At 41.6% G+C, this 15,113-nt stretch carries 12 protein-coding genes; 3 read left to right on the forward strand and 9 right to left on the reverse strand.

The features are described 5' to 3' along the window. Nucleotides 1–2: 2 nt before the first annotated feature. The 7 genes from trpD to RHO15_02500 form a co-directional block, all read right to left on the reverse strand. On the reverse strand, nucleotides 3–1,655 hold the full coding sequence (gene trpD / locus RHO15_02470) for a bifunctional anthranilate synthase glutamate amidotransferase component TrpG/anthranilate phosphoribosyltransferase TrpD (GenBank protein WVD64403.1): 1,653 nt from the start codon (nucleotides 1,653–1,655) through the stop codon (nucleotides 3–5). After that, nucleotides 1,655–3,214, reverse strand: a complete 1,560-nt coding sequence (locus RHO15_02475; GenBank protein WVD64404.1) for an anthranilate synthase component 1 — start codon at nucleotides 3,212–3,214, stop codon at nucleotides 1,655–1,657. Before RHO15_02475 ends, trpD begins: the two co-directional genes overlap by 1 nt. A 430-nt stretch (nucleotides 3,215–3,644) precedes the next feature. Beyond that, nucleotides 3,645–4,748 (reverse strand): amidohydrolase, encoded by a 1,104-nt coding sequence (locus RHO15_02480; protein ID WVD64405.1) that lies wholly within the window; start codon nucleotides 4,746–4,748, stop codon nucleotides 3,645–3,647. 150 nt (nucleotides 4,749–4,898) lie between these two features. After that, on the reverse strand, nucleotides 4,899–5,369 hold the full coding sequence (locus RHO15_02485; GenBank protein WVD64406.1) for a YjiG family protein: 471 nt from the start codon (nucleotides 5,367–5,369) through the stop codon (nucleotides 4,899–4,901). Next, complete coding sequence (locus RHO15_02490; protein WVD64407.1) at nucleotides 5,362–6,072, reverse strand: nucleoside recognition domain-containing protein; 711 nt, start codon at nucleotides 6,070–6,072, stop codon at nucleotides 5,362–5,364. Before RHO15_02490 ends, RHO15_02485 begins: the two co-directional genes overlap by 8 nt. Nucleotides 6,073–6,447: 375 nt before the next feature. Next, the gene (locus RHO15_02495; protein ID WVD64408.1) at nucleotides 6,448–7,248 is read right to left on the reverse strand and encodes a glycosyltransferase family 2 protein; all 801 of its coding nucleotides are present in this window, start codon (nucleotides 7,246–7,248) and stop codon (nucleotides 6,448–6,450) included. Then, complete coding sequence (locus tag RHO15_02500; protein WVD64409.1) at nucleotides 7,245–8,009, reverse strand: glycosyltransferase family 2 protein; 765 nt, start codon at nucleotides 8,007–8,009, stop codon at nucleotides 7,245–7,247. Before RHO15_02500 ends, RHO15_02495 begins: the two co-directional genes overlap by 4 nt. A gap of 98 nt (nucleotides 8,010–8,107) precedes the next feature. Between RHO15_02500 and coaD the strand changes: the two genes are divergently transcribed. From coaD to relA, 3 genes are read left to right on the forward strand one after another with little or no spacing between them, the layout of a single operon-like run. After that, complete coding sequence (gene coaD / locus RHO15_02505; GenBank protein ID WVD64959.1) at nucleotides 8,108–8,602, forward strand: pantetheine-phosphate adenylyltransferase; 495 nt, start codon at nucleotides 8,108–8,110, stop codon at nucleotides 8,600–8,602. A gap of 32 nt (nucleotides 8,603–8,634) precedes the next feature. After that, nucleotides 8,635–9,966, forward strand: a complete 1,332-nt coding sequence (gene rlmD, locus RHO15_02510; protein WVD64410.1) for a 23S rRNA (uracil(1939)-C(5))-methyltransferase RlmD — start codon at nucleotides 8,635–8,637, stop codon at nucleotides 9,964–9,966. Between the two features lie 23 nt (nucleotides 9,967–9,989). Then, nucleotides 9,990–12,236, forward strand: coding sequence for a GTP diphosphokinase (relA, locus tag RHO15_02515; protein WVD64411.1), 2,247 nt, complete (start codon nucleotides 9,990–9,992; stop codon nucleotides 12,234–12,236). Between the two features lie 82 nt (nucleotides 12,237–12,318). Here the strand turns inward: relA and RHO15_02520 are convergent, their stop codons facing one another. After that, nucleotides 12,319–13,554 (reverse strand): oligosaccharide MFS transporter, encoded by a 1,236-nt coding sequence (locus RHO15_02520; GenBank protein WVD64412.1) that lies wholly within the window; start codon nucleotides 13,552–13,554, stop codon nucleotides 12,319–12,321. 23 nt (nucleotides 13,555–13,577) lie between these two features. Next, nucleotides 13,578–15,062, reverse strand: a complete 1,485-nt coding sequence (locus RHO15_02525; protein WVD64413.1) for a glycoside hydrolase family 32 protein — start codon at nucleotides 15,060–15,062, stop codon at nucleotides 13,578–13,580. Nucleotides 15,063–15,113: the final 51 nt, after the last annotated feature.

Consider the following 15,113-nt stretch of genomic DNA (forward strand, 5'->3'; position numbering starts at 1 on the left):
GATTAACCCCTTGCAATGAGTGCTTGTAGTAGTTTATCGGCCTGACCGCTGTGCATCATCGCGATGGCCCGCTGAGTATTGTTAGGCAAATTATCTTCGCCAAATAGTCGCATTACCATGGCAACGTTGATGGCAATGGCGGCTTCATGAGCAGGTTTGCCGCTGCCTTGTAAGATATTTTTAAGCATCTCGCCGTTCTGCTGAGGGCTGCCGCCCTGGATCTCCGCAAGCGGATAGCTGGGTAAGCCAAAATCAGCTGGCGAAAGCGTATAGTAGGTTATGTTTCCCTGTTTGAGCTCGGCTACCTGCGTTGTACCATGAATTGCCACCTCATCCATGCCGCTGCCATGCACCACTAAGGCGTGAGTATAGTTGAGCATTTTTAAGGTTTCAGCAATTGGCGCAATCAATGAAGGATGATAGACACCGAGTAGAATTCGGCTGGGTTTAGCCGGATTAATTAATGGACCAAGAATATTAAAAATTGTGCGCGTTTTGAGCTGTTGGCGTATCTGAGCGGCATGACGAAAGCCCGTATGATATTGCTGAGCAAATAGAAAACAAACACCTAATTCGTCTAGGGTCTGACGTGAGCGCGCAGCTGGCATATTGAGTTTAATACCTAAGGTGGATAACACATCGGATGACCCTGATTTACTCGACACGCCTCGATTACCATGTTTAGCGATAGGGTAGCCTAACGCGGCGGCAACAAAAGCACTGGCCGTTGAGATATTGATACTCTGTGTGCCGTCCCCGCCGGTGCCGACAATATCGGCAAATGCATAATCCGGCGCGGCAAAGTGATCAGCATGTTTAAGTAAGGCTAAGGCAGCGCCTGCGATTTCCGCTGGTTTCTCGCCGCGGACTTTCATACTAATAATGGCACTGGCCAGTGAAGCAGGGACTAACTTACCCTGGATAATTAGTTCAAATAATGCATGACTTTCAGCTTGTGACAGTGCTTCACCAAGATAGAGCTTATCGAGTATTGGCTGAATATGATAGGCCTGTGTTTCTGTTATTTCTGCTGACTTAGCTTGGTGAATATTTTGTTCAGTCTCCGCTTGAGAAGGGGATTGTAATGCCCATTCGATGGTCTGTTCTAAAAGCTTGACACCCTGAATGGTTAAAATCGATTCGGGATGAAATTGAAAACTGCAAACACGATCTCGATCGTGTCTGACCGCCATGACAATATCATTAAAAATAGCATTGATCGTCAGGGTTTTGGGAATATTTTCACCTTTAAGAGAGTGATAACGTGCAACGGGTAGCGGATTGGGCAAATCATTAAACATCGCTTGACCATCGTGTTCGATAAGCGAAGCTTTACCATGCAGAATATCACCGGCTGAAACAATCGTGCCGCCATAAGATTCAACAATCGCTTGGTGACCAAGACAGATACCGATAATCGGCAATTGACCTTTTAGGCGTTTTAGTAAGGTTGGCATACAACCCGCTTGACTTGGCGTACCAGGACCGGGTGATAAAAATAGAATAGGCTGATGCATCTGAGTCAATTTATCAATGATGATATCGGCTGAGACAGTATTGCGATAGATAGTCACATGATGACCGCTGCAGCGCAGCTGATCAACGATGTTATAAGTAAATGAGTCGATATTATCGAGAAATAGGATATTTGCCATTAGAATGCTCCCGTTACGCCATGCGCCTGAGCAATTGCTTTAATCACTGCTCTGGCTTTATTATAAGTCTCATCTGATTCTGATTGCGGGTGTGAGTCGAGTACGACCCCTGCGCCGGCTTGTACTGTGGCAATCTCATTTTCCACATAGGCTGATCGGATTACAATGCAGGTATCAAGATCGCCATGTGCAGTAAAGTAACCAATAGCGCCGCCATAACTACCTCGTCTTACTTTTTCTGCTTCGGCGATTAATTGCATCGCTCTTACTTTCGGTGCTCCGGTTAAAGTACCCATATTCATGGTTGCCTGGTAAGCATATAGTGCATCCAAATCGCGGCGTAATTGACCAACAACTTTAGAGACTAAATGCATCACATGTGAGTAACGGTCGACTTTGAGTAGCTCTTTCGTATAACGTGAACCGGGTATACAGATTCGCGCTAAATCATTACGAGCTAAATCGACCAGCATCAAATGTTCGGCAAGCTCTTTTTTATCGGTACGCATATCCAGCTCTAAACGGCTATCAAGGTCGTAATCTATCTCACCATTCGCTTGTCTGGCGCGTGGCCGGGTCCCAGCAATCGGATATATTTCTACTTGATTGGTCTCTTTGGTATATTTAAGTGCACTTTCCGGCGAAGCACCGAATAAGATAAAATCACTATCTTGCATATAGAACATATAGGGACTTGGATTTTGAATCTTAAGCCTTTGATAAGCCGCTAAGCTGTTTGGGCAGTGTAACTGAAAGCGTCGGGAAGGGACGACTTGAAATATTTCACCTTGGGCAATATTGTCCTGCATTTTTTTTACGATGGTATTAAAATCCTCATCACTTTGATTGCAGGTCAATGCGATGTCGTCTAAGACGGTGGTTTTAATCGTGCACGGTGGTGTGGCTAACGCGATACTGAGTTCGCTTAAGCGTTGCGCCAATCTCTGCTGTTCCGACGAGTTGGGCGTAAATAAGCTACTTTTAAGTGTTGATACCTGCTGCTGATGATTAATCTCCAATAAGGTTTCGGCAAGGTAGAAACAGTAGTCAGGACAATGCTGGGTAGTCGGCAGCTGACATAAATCTTCAAAATTATAGACTAAATCATACGCGAATAATCCGCCTAAAAATAGTGCATCTTTATCGGTATTGGCTGGAATATCCACCAGACTTAGTATCATACGCAGCGCGTCAAAGATGGATTGATTTTTTAACCGGCTATCTTCGTCGAGTATCTCACTATTAACAGGATAAGTTAGTTTGAGTTGATTTGCTTGTCTTGCTGATATTATTGATTTATCGAGTGTTTTTTCAATCAAAGTTAAGAGTGACTTGCCATTCTCGGTGAGCGCCTCAATCGTGACTTGATTACTGAGGGCGGTAAGGCGAAGCGCACTATCAATAATCATCAAACTTTTGATATTTTGTTTGTTGTCTATCTCTGCTGATTCGAGTAATAAGGTTGCCGGTTTCTGATGACAGAGTTGATTAAAGATACCGGTCGGGTCACCGTGATAGGTGACGGGTTTGGTTATCTGTTTTAACGTTGGTTTATTCATATTTATCTCTCTTCACGCATGATTATATGGACAAAAAAACCCGCAGATGGCGGGTTTTTGTGAAATAGTGCTCATAGCAAAACACATTACCCGAAAAAGATAATATGCCACCAGTTCAATTGGTTAAATGTGAATAAAAGATGATTTGCCATGATAAATACCTTAATGAATTTTGTATCATTAAACTAGTTTAAGAAGACATTGTCAATAGTCAGCATAAAAAATAGTCAGCCGAATAAATACTGTATAGCGAAATTTATCGATGCTAAAGAGAGGTTATTAATAGGAGATGTGAATCACGCTGGCTTATCGCAGCAATGCCTGCTTTGTGATTTTTTTGTAGCAGATTTTATGATGAAATAGCGGATAAATTTATCCGCTATTTTGAATCGTTGAGTCAATACCTGTCATACAACAATATTGCGATGACTTAGCCTAGTACTCTTTTCACACAGGCTTTTGAGACATTCACACCAATCTCCAGTGCATCCGTATCAAAATGCATATCCGGATGGTGTAAACCAGGCAAAAGATCAACGCCCAGTCCCCAGAAACCGGCTTTTACCTGTGCTCTTTCACGTGGATAATTAAAAAAGTCCTCGCCACCTGGTGTGTGGATCGGTGCTTTTAGACCCGCTTCACCCAGCACATCTTTGATCGCTAAGGCGATAATATCGGTCACTTCTTGATTGATTTCTGCCGCCGGAATCTCTTTGGTCACTGCCGCATCGACGGTGGCGCCGACTGATTGTGCCGCAAAATCGATTGATTTTAAAACTTTCTCTTTTAATTCAGTCATTGCCTGATTCGTCGGTGCTCTCAGATCCCAACAGACATGGGCTTTGGCTGGAATCGCATTAGTCACACCGGCATCACAGATGCAGCGGGTGGCTTTAGCACTATAATTTAAGGCTGGATTAAGATGAATGGTGTTAACTGCTTGAATTGCGATAGATGCCGCATCAAGGGCATTCACACCTAAATGTGGGCGTGCACCATGCGCAGGAATACCGATAAAATCAGCCGTTATCGTAGTTGAGGCTGAATAGTACATGGCGGGGGATGCAAAACCCTTCGGACATTCATCTTTTGGTCTTAAGTGCAAACCAATAATCATATCAACGTCATCGATTACGCCACCATTAATTAAGGCCAGTGCACCGGTACCGAGCTCTTCAGCAGGCTGAAAGATAAATTTAATTCGCCCTTTTTTGACCAGATGTTGTTGCATGACCTCTTCGGCGGTAGTTAATGCCATGGCGGAGTGGGCATCATGACCACAAGTATGCATCGCACAGTGCTGGCCATTAATGATATGACCTAATGCATCCATATCGGCGCGCAAAGCCAGTGTCGGGCCCGGTTTTCCACTATCATAAACAGCCATAATACCGGTTGTCCCATTCACATTGTCGGTGACCTGATAGCCGGCATGTTTTAATTGTTGGCTGATATAAGCGGCCGTTTTATGTTCTGCAAATCCTAACTCAGGAATGGTGTGTAAGTATTTATAGTGATCAAGTACTTTCGACATATTATCTCCTTTGTGCTAATCGCTTTTGTGATGAGATATGCTGGCGCTGTATCTCATCATCTTTTTTATGTTTCATCTCTTATTGAGCGAAGACCTAAGATTTATTTTTGTGGTTTTATAAAAGAGAACAATCATTTTTAATTATGCATGCTACACAATGAGTCGCATGATAATCATGGCGATAAAGGCATTGAAAATACTGGTTAACATCAATAGTGGCCAATATTTTTTAGGTACATCGGCGACGCCAAGCAAACGACCCATATATTGTAGTTGTGAGCCCATTAAAAAGATGGCTGGCGCTAAAATAGTGATGTCGGTAATACCGAGCTGCTGATGAGCAAATAAGCTTACCGCAACACCAGTACCTGCAGAAGCGGATAACCAAGCGGTCAGCAATACCGTAATGGCAACACCAGGTAAACCAAATACCGACATTAAGGGTGAGAAGACCGAACCCAGCAGTTCCATTAATCCTAATACATTTAGAATATAAGCGATGACATAAGCCATTAATACATTAGGCATTAAATTATTGATGGCAATATTAAATCCTTTCCGTGCACCAATAACAAAAATATCAAACGGATTGTTGGTCTCTTTTTTATGGCTATTACTCATTCGTGAAATCCTTCTTATAAAGACTATTTAATATCATACGCACAAAGGCGGCACCGACGAATTTTAAAATGAACATCACCAATAAGGGGATCACCACCGGTACCGTTAGCCAGGCAAAAATGGCCGAGCCGATAGCAAAATAGTTATTAATCAGACCAGCACCTGAATATTGCCATGCGCCCATAATAATGACCTCTTTTTTACCGATCTGTTTTTGGTCATAGAGCTCTTTGGTTAAAGCTGCTCCTGCATCAGTACTTTGTAAATCAGTAATCAGTGCTAAACCAGTTAAACCTGGTAAACCTAAAATAGGCTTTAATAGTGGGGTTAATAATTTATGTGCGGCTCGAATCGCGCCATAATGGGTAAATATTTCTAATACACCCAATGCTAGCATCACGGTTGGAATCAGCGATAAGGCGAATAAGAAACCGGCTTTTGCGCTGAGACCACCTTCGCCTAAAAAGGTATTTTTTTCAGGATGTTGCATGGTACCAAATTGGCCACCGAGCGAGGTAAAATCAAACGCTTTGAATTTATCCGGATGGTCAATATGAAAAAAGGATTTTACCCATTCCATATCTTGCACATTCATAAAGATGCCCGAGAAAAAAAGAATCGCACAAATTAAAGCAATATAAGCTTTTATGCCGACTTTGATCTGTACCTTTTGGTCTTGATCCTTGTCGTTATTATTATGCATTGAGAAAACCTCCTTATACTGTTTTCAGTTTTGATGACTTGGAATGTGATAATAAAATTAACACTATCTGTGATTATCGATATTTGATGCATAAGCCCAATAGGCAGATTATTAAATACCCTTTTTCGCCTCATATTTAACCCAGCAGGGTCTACCGAGGATAAATGATTTAAACTTATTACGATTGTTCAGACACAATATTACTCATATCTTTGATAGAAGCAAAGATTATGCCAATCAAACTTATTGATTGTTTTTATTTATCTTTATTTTTTAGACAGAGAGATAAATAGCTAACAATAAAGGTGATTGCACCAAAATAGAGCTGTGACGCCCTATTTTGGTGATGGTGTTTGTATCGCCGCCAAATGGAGGCTATAGATGTTCAGATAAACCGTGCTGGCAGGTTGTCACCTGATTTTTTACTGCTTCTTCAAGTAAACGATCATTATTATTCAGATTATTTCGTGTTTGTTCGCGGTGATAGAGATGGTAAGCAACTCCTCCTAATCGTAAATCTTTTCTTTTGATCCCCGCATTAAGCATGCGCAAGGCAAATTCACTATCTTCTCGCCCCCAACCGACAAAAGCTTCATTAAAACCGTTTACTTTAATGACATCTTGTTTCCACATTGCCATGTTACAACTTCTTATTGAACGATAAGATTGCTTAGAAAACAGGCAAGAGACTAATGGCGATAATAAGCGGCAGCTGATGGTATTGAATTTATTTTTGACATCAGGCGAAAAAACTGAAAAATGGATATTTTTGCTATCAAAAGTCTGTTTAGTGAGCTTTTCTGTGAGTATTACGCGTCGGCCTTGAATAAACTGATTAGGCTTTGCGGCTTTTTTATGATCTCGTATAAAATGGTGATGTAAAATCATATCACCATCAATGATCACAATGTAGTTACCAGTTGCTTTAGCCATGGCTTTATTACGTGATCTTGCCGCCCTAAAACCATCATCATCTTGCCAGCTATGATGTAGCGGCACAGGGAAGTTTTCCTGAAATTTAGCAATCAAATCGCGGGTTAATACCGTTGAACCATCATCAGCAATAATGACCTCATTGGGTAACACTGATTGCTGCATCACTGACATCAGGACGAGTTCTAAGGCTTGGGGCCAGTTATAGGTAGTAATCACCAGCGAGACAGATATCGATTTCATGGTTTATCCTGCTGTAAAAGTTGTTTGAGTTTTGTATATTTTAAAAAGGTTGAAAACGCTGCAACCAAACAGATAACAAAACCATAATAGCCATCTAAGATGCCCAGACGTAAAAAATAATCACGAAAGAAACTAAAAAGAGGACTTAAATAGATTCTAATCCAGGTTGGTTTTTTGCCTCGCTCAGCATACTCTTCCGCCACTAATGAGGTATATTTATTGGCGATGGTAATATGTTCAGCAATCGTGTAGTAAGTATAATGCAGCAAATCGCCTTTTAACGGCTTAACTTTGACATTAGGTGACAGTTTTATCGTTTCGTGAATTCTCGGTGTCGTCCAGTGAGCTGACCCTTTGCGCCATAAACGAATTTTTTTATCCGGATACCAGCCACAGTGATGGATCCATTTTCCGCAGTAGTTGGTCAATCGATTGAGCTGATAAGCATCAGCCAGTGTGGCGTTTTTTTCTGCTAAAATAGTGGCCCTCAGCTCTTCTGATAAAGCTTCATCAGCGTCCAGTGACAGAATAAAGTCATACTGCGCTTGATCGGCCGCAAAGTTTTTCTGTTTTCCGTAACCAAGCCAATCTTGTTTGATAAAAGTCACGGCATATTGCTGGCATATTTCTGCTGTTCTGTCGGTTGAGCCACTATCAACAACAATGATTTCATCCGCAATTCCTTGTAGTGAAGCGAGGCAACGGCCAATATTCTTTTCTTCATTGAGTGTGATAATTACCGCTGAGATCCTATTTTTCATTCTTCTTACTCTTTGTAAAACTAACAATTTAGCCAGAAATTCGGTATGATATACGCTTACTATATTGCACATGATACACAGGTTTGATTATGAAAAAAATGCCTACGGCAATTTTTCCTGGTACTTTTGATCCGATGACCTATGGTCACATTGATCTGATTGCTCGAGCCGCGCTGATTTTTGAGCGTTTAATCATTGCGGTTGCTGCAAGCCCGAGCAAGAAAACGCTGTTTTCGCTGTCGGAGCGTGTTGCGATGGCGAGCGATAGTTTACTGCATTTGGATAATGTTGAAGTCCTGGGCTTTTCACAGTTAATGGCGACTTTTGCCAAGGCACACGAGGCGACCGTATTAGTTCGTGGTATCCGTACCACTTATGATTTTGAGTATGAGCGTCAACTAGCTGAAATGAATATCCACTTAAAACCCGATTTAGAGACAGTGTTTTTAATACCTTCGACTCAATATGGTTTTATTTCATCAACCATTGTTCGTGAAGTTGCGCTGCATGGTGGTGACGTTGTCGGATTAGTGCCGGCACATATTCATACGGCTTTATTAGCGAAAATAGCCGCGAACACTGCTCAGCTTTAATGATTTAATTTTGTGTTAAGTGATGATGTTAAATGGCTAATTTTTATACTCCCAGTAAAAAACGTATTGTTCCGCAGCTTCTTCAAGTTGAAATTGATTCAATCGATGCTTTTGGACAAGGTATTGCTTATGATAAAGGAAAAACGATTTTTATTCCTCAGGCGCTGCCAGGCGAGAGAGTCGATATTCGATTGTTTGAGGAGAAGAAGCAGTACGCGAAAGGGCAAGTGGTTAAGCGATATAATCAAAGTACATCTCGCGTAACCCCTTTATGCCCGCATTTCGGGGTGTGTGGCGGTTGTCAGTTGCAGCATGCTTCACCCGAGCAGGTACAGCAGAGTAAACTCGCTAGCTTATGTCATCTGATGACGCGTGAAAGTGGGGCGGATTTGACCGATACCAAAACAGAAATCGTCGCCGCATCACCCTATCATTATCGTCGGCGGGCAAGGCTCGCTTTACGTTTTATCAAACATCAACTATTGATGGGCTTTCGTCGAGAAACCAGTAATGACATTATTGATGTGAAGGTGTGTCCGGTACTGGTGCCTGAATTGGAGGCATTAATCGTGCCATTACGCGATTGTTTAAATCAACTCAGTATCAAACGTGAACTCGGTCATGTTGAGCTGATCGCTGTCGATAGTGGTTTATTGGTTGTTCTGCGTCATTTGCAGCCATTACCTGAGTCTGATAAAGCGCGCTTAATCCAGTTTGGTCTGACACATCAGTCCACCGTCTATCTACAAGGTCATAGTTTAGTCTGTTTACATACCGAGCGTATGCCCTATTATCGGCTTGATGATTTAACCTTGACCTTCAGTCCACTTGATTTTATTCAGGTGAATGGACTGGTGAATCAAAAAATGGTGGCAAAAGCCTTGTCTTGGTTAGCATTAACCAACGACGATCAGGTGCTTGATCTCTTTTGTGGGATGGGTAATTTTTCACTGCCTATCGCTAAAACGGCCAAGCAAGTGGTTGGTGTGGAAGGCGTGCATACCTTGGTTGAAAAGGCCAAAATGAATACAGAACTGAATAATAAAACGCAAACAACTCATCCATTAAATGCGCTGTTTTATCAGGAAAATTTGGATGATATTTCACCCAATACGTTATGGCTTAGTCAGGCTAACATCGATAAAGTCCTTTTAGATCCTGCGCGTCAAGGTGCGCTCAATGTGATGGCTAAACTCGTTGAAATAAATAGTTCTCATCTCGTGTATATTTCTTGTAATCCGGCAACTTTAGCACGTGATAGCAAAATTTTGATTGAAGCTGGTTATAAAATTGACAAATTGGCAGTCTTAGATATGTTTCCACAAACCAAGCATATTGAATCAATGGTGCGGTTTATCAAGTAACGCTGTTTTAATGGAATAAAAATATGGTATCAGTTAGAGGAGCACATCAGCATATTGATGAACATTATGCTTTTGAGCAGTTCGATTTTGAAAAGTGGGCTCGGCAAGAGTTACCGTTAGTCAATTCGGCCGCCTTTGATAAATTCAAAGCCGTCTGGGATTTTTGCTTTGAAAATAGTGCCGGTTCGGAAAAACAGCTAACCTGTTTTCACAATGCGATTGAAATGATAGAAATTTTATCGACATTAAATATGGATGTCGATAGTCTTTGTGCCGCATTACTGTTTCCCTTCCTGGAAGCTAAAGTTATTCGATATGATGATCTTAAAGAGGATATCGATAAGCAGATTGTTCAGCTGGCGTCAGGCGTGATTCGCATGAAAGGAATCGGCCAGTTAAGAGCGATTCGTAATGGGAGTGCAACGCCGGAACAGATCGATAGTATTCGTCGTATGTTGCTTGCTATGGTTAAAGATTTCCGCAGTGTGATTATCAAGCTGGCTGAGCGCATTATGTTTTTACGCGATATGCTGGGCGCGACAGAAGAAGAGCGTATTTTAGCCGCTAAAGAGTGTGAAAATATTTATGCGCCGCTCGCTAATCGTCTGGGTATTGGTCAACTAAAATGGGAGTTGGAAGATTTCTGTTTTCGTTATTTACATCCGGATGAATATCGCGTTATTGCCAAAAAATTACAAGAAAAACGCATTGACCGAGAACGCTATATTGATCACTTTGTTCGTCACTTACAGGCTTTAATGGATGCCGATCAAATAAAAGCTGAGGTTTATGGCCGGCCAAAGCATATTTATAGTATCTGGCGTAAAATGCAGAAAAAGTCGCTCAGTTTTGATCAGCTCTATGATATCCGTGCAGTACGCGTGATTGCCGACAGAATAGAAGACTGTTATGCCGCATTAGGGATTATCCATTCTCACTATAAACATATTGCCACCGAGTTTGATGACTATGTAGCGAATCCGAAACCGAATGGATATCAATCTATCCATACAGTGATATTGGGTCCAACCGATAAAACCATCGAGATTCAGATTCGTACTAAGCAGATGCATAATGATGCTGAATTAGGTGTCGCCGCACATTGGAAATATAAAGAGGGTAGTACCGATAAGATGACTGCTTATGATCAGCGTATCATCTGGCTGCGTAAGTTACTGGCATGGCAAGAGGAGATGTCTGATAGTACTGAAATGCGCGATGAAATTCGAAGTCAGGTCTTCGATGACAGAGTGTATGTCTTTACGCCTAAAGGCGATGTTGTTGATTTACCATCCGGATCTACGCCACTCGATTTTGCTTATCATATTCACAGTGATATCGGTCACCGCTGCATTGGCGCGAAAATTGGTGGGCGCATTGTGCCGTTTACCTATATCTTGCAAATGGGCGATCAAATTGAAGTGATTACGCAAAAACAGCCTAATCCAAGTCGCGATTGGTTAAATCCAAGTTTAGGGTTTGTCAATAGCAGCAGGGCTCGCGCGAAGATTCAAGCTTGGTTTAAGAAGCAGGATCGGGATAAAAATATTCAGGCAGGTCGGCAGATTTTAGATAATGAGCTCTCCCAAATCGGCATCAGTGTAAAAGATGTTGAGAAACTGCTGATTGATCGTTATAACGCACACTCATTCGATGAAGTGCTGGCCAGTGTCGGTGGTGGTGATATTCGTATCAATCAGTTGGTTAATTATGTGAATACTAAACTGAATAAACCCACCGCTGAGCAGGAAGATGAAGCGGCATTAAAACAGTTGAACCAAAAAGCAGAGAACTCACAGCAGCGTAATCAACGTGCTGGCGGACAAATTATTGTCGAAGGTTTAGGTAATCTGATGTATAGCATTGCCCGTTGTTGTAGCCCCATTCCTGGTGATGACATTGTTGGTTTTATTACGCAAGGCCGAGGCATTTCTATCCATCGCGCTAATTGCGAGCAGTTGATCGAGCTTAAAGGCCATGCTCCGGAGCGGATAGTTGATGCGGTATGGGGAAGCGAACAAGATACCAGTTATCAATTAATCGTGCGGATTGTGGCTCATGACCGAAGCGGCTTATTACGTGATATCACGACCATTTTAGCCAATGAGAAAGTCAATGTCCTTGGTGTTTCAAGTCGGACCGATACCAAGCAGCAAACGGCCACCATTGATATGGATATGCAAGTCTACAATCAAGAAGCCTTGAATCGTGTTTTAAGTAAATTAAATCAGCTACCTGACGTTATTGAAGCAAGACGCTTTTCTGGTTAAGTTTGATAATCGACATCTTAATAACGACTTGAATATTTCAGTTGAGCTGAAAAATCCCGCTGATGTAGCGGGATTTTTTTATTCATGAGGCTAACTTTTTGTTACTTAAGGTAAACAGACCGGCGATAATAGAGATAATCACAATACAGGCGATCACAAAGAAAATTTGATGATAACCAATACGATCAAATAGCATGCCAATTGGAATCGATAAGATAATAATACCGATCGAGGTCGCAATTTGGAAACCGACTAAAAATAGAGTTGCCGATAAACGTTTATCAAAATTCACGGCATTATATTTGAATATCGAAATCACAAATAACGGCACTTCAATTGCATGTAACATTTTGATGAATGAGATAATATAAATATCACTAAAAATAGCCGAACCCATAATGCGACAGGTCATAATAATTCCGCCAAGTAGTAAGGCGTGTTTTGGACCAATACGATTAATCAGCAGTGGTATGCAGGCCATACCAATTCCTTCAAGAATAACCTGCACTGAATTAAGTTGACCGTAAACCCGGACCCCAATATCAGGATCGCTAAATAGTCTGGAGAAAAACACCGGAAATAGCTGTTGGTCATAAATATTATAAAATGACCAGGTCCCTAATGTGAAAACGACGAGTGACCAGAATTTGGGATTCTTAAAAATAATGATAAAATCATTTAATGTAATGGCATTGTAGCGATCAGTTTTCTGCTGAACCGTTTTTCGGTTAACTGCTTTTGCTGGATGATAGAGACAATTGGTCATGAAGAAGAGGATACCAATCACCGAGACACTCCAAAAGTTAAGGTGTGGGTTGATACTGAAGAAAATACCACCAATCGCCGCTGCTAAAGCATAACCAATACATCCCCATAGACGCGCCTGACCATATTCAAAACCAAATTTGCGACTAATTTTCTCAACAAAACTATCAATTAAGCCACAGGCGGAGAGGTAGCCGAGTGAAAACAGTATCGAGCCTAAGATCACCCCAATCATGAAGTTGCTATTGAGTAGGGGTTCATAAACATAAATTAAGAATGGTCCGGTGGCTATCAGCACCAGACTAATAATCCACATGAGATGCTTGCGAATACCCAATTTATCCTGAATGACGCCATACAAAATCATAAAGGTGATACTGGTGAATTGATTGATTGAATAGATGGTGCCCAGGTCGGTACCGCTAATGCCGAGATTGTTTTTTAACCAGATAGCATAAAATGACCACCATATTGACCAAGCAGCAAAAAAGAAAAACAGATAAGCGGAAGAGAAAATATAATTTTGATTGCGAAAAGGCAGTGATATCTTCATATTTTAATCCATAAAATGAGTCGTTACATATAAGGAAACGGTTTTATCCAGGCACTTTGTAAAGGCCAGCCACAGAACTGATTAAAATAGGCTTGACCATTTTCCGCATAAAGCGCGATATGATTTGCTGTATAATCGGCATAGATTCGGGCTGATAACGTTGCTTGACCATGATTAACAAATATTTCACAAGTAGACTTGTCGATAATGAGATGTAGTAATAGTGTTGGTGTATCGGGCAGTGCAATACTGCGGTGACCATGGGGGCCAAAAGCGGTGCTACTTCTATCTAAATAGAGACGTTGAGACTGTTTATCGATATACAATTTAACGCCTTTATCTGTTTGTGGATCAAAGGTCAGCATTAAACCATAACGTTCAGCATCGCTTTTTGTTATATCAATTTCTATGGATAATTCACAACAATCGCTGGTTAAAGGAAGGCAAAATCGCTCATCATTTAACACGATACCACTGAGTTTTTGTGGCGTTTGTCGAAGTTGTTTGATTGCTGGTAGGGGAGTTTGGATGAGCTGATTTTGCTCATTTAACGTGATAATTCGGGGAAACGTTAAGCAAGTCGACCAGTGATCGGGCTGCTCTGGAATAGGGGTTTCTGGCATTGAAAACCAACTTAGCATAATACGTTGATCTCCGCTACCTGAATAGGTTTGAGGTGCATAAAGGTCTAAGCCATGGTCGAGTTCGGTGAAGTCCTGTTCGACGATAAATTGATTATTATTGAATGTGCCAACAAAATAACCGACCTGAAATTTATTGTTGTAAGCAAATTGCTTCGATTGCATGCCCATCGGGGAAACGACTAAAATCCATTTATCACCTAAAGGGAAGAAATCAGGACATTCCCACATCCAGCCCTGATCAGGTTTGGCTTTCAGTAATACTTGATCAAATTGCCAGTGACGTAAATCGGTTGAAGTGTACAGCCAGACTTGACCTGTTTGATGCTCACTCACCCCGATCACCATTTTCCAGCTATCAGCATCGCGCCACACCTTAGGATCGCGGAAATGTTCGATATGTGCTGGCGGTTCAATAATAACGCCGTGTTTCTCAAAAGTAGCACCATCACGGCTGGTGGCGAGCATCTGTACCTGTCGAATAACCACTTGCGAAGCATTGGAATCAACCACAGTATGGCCAGTATAAAATAGAGTTAACTCGCCATGATTATCAACTGCCGATCCAGAATAGACACCATGCACGTCATCTTGTTGCCCCGGTGCAAGCGCAATGGGTAAATGTTGCCAATGGATCAGATCATCACTCACGGCATGGCCCCAGTGCATCGGACCACGATAACTACTGTGTGGATAATGTTGATAAAATAGATGATATTGCTGATTAAAGTAAATAAGTCCATTGGGGTCATTAATCCAACCAGCCGGAGGTGCAAAATGGACCAATGGATAAAAACGGGGATTGACCGATAAACTGAGCGTTTGGACACTTTGAGTCGCTCGTTGACAAACTTCATCGTGTGTCATATTCAGACCTTAATTATGATTGTTAACGTTATCAGTAATTTAAACATGTGA

Source organism: Orbaceae bacterium lpD01, from assembly GCA_036251705.1.
GTDB lineage: Bacteria > Pseudomonadota > Gammaproteobacteria > Enterobacterales > Orbaceae > Utexia > Utexia brackfieldae.

Coding starts and splice junctions, on each gene's coding strand:
- trpD (WVD64403.1), bottom strand. CDS start 1,655: ATGGCAAATATCCTATTTCTCGATAATATCGACTCATTTACTTATAAC.
- RHO15_02475 (WVD64404.1), bottom strand. CDS start 3,214: ATGAATAAACCAACGTTAAAACAGATAACCAAACCCGTCACCTATCAC.
- RHO15_02480 (WVD64405.1), bottom strand. CDS start 4,748: ATGTCGAAAGTACTTGATCACTATAAATACTTACACACCATTCCTGAG.
- RHO15_02485 (WVD64406.1), bottom strand. CDS start 5,369: ATGAGTAATAGCCATAAAAAAGAGACCAACAATCCGTTTGATATTTTT.
- RHO15_02490 (WVD64407.1), bottom strand. CDS start 6,072: ATGCATAATAATAACGACAAGGATCAAGACCAAAAGGTACAGATCAAA.
- RHO15_02495 (WVD64408.1), bottom strand. CDS start 7,248: ATGAAATCGATATCTGTCTCGCTGGTGATTACTACCTATAACTGGCCC.
- RHO15_02500 (WVD64409.1), bottom strand. CDS start 8,009: ATGAAAAATAGGATCTCAGCGGTAATTATCACACTCAATGAAGAAAAG.
- coaD (WVD64959.1), top strand. CDS start 8,108: ATGCCTACGGCAATTTTTCCTGGTACTTTTGATCCGATGACCTATGGT.
- rlmD (WVD64410.1), top strand. CDS start 8,635: ATGGCTAATTTTTATACTCCCAGTAAAAAACGTATTGTTCCGCAGCTT.
- relA (WVD64411.1), top strand. CDS start 9,990: ATGGTATCAGTTAGAGGAGCACATCAGCATATTGATGAACATTATGCT.
- RHO15_02520 (WVD64412.1), bottom strand. CDS start 13,554: ATGAAGATATCACTGCCTTTTCGCAATCAAAATTATATTTTCTCTTCC.
- RHO15_02525 (WVD64413.1), bottom strand. CDS start 15,062: ATGACACACGATGAAGTTTGTCAACGAGCGACTCAAAGTGTCCAAACG.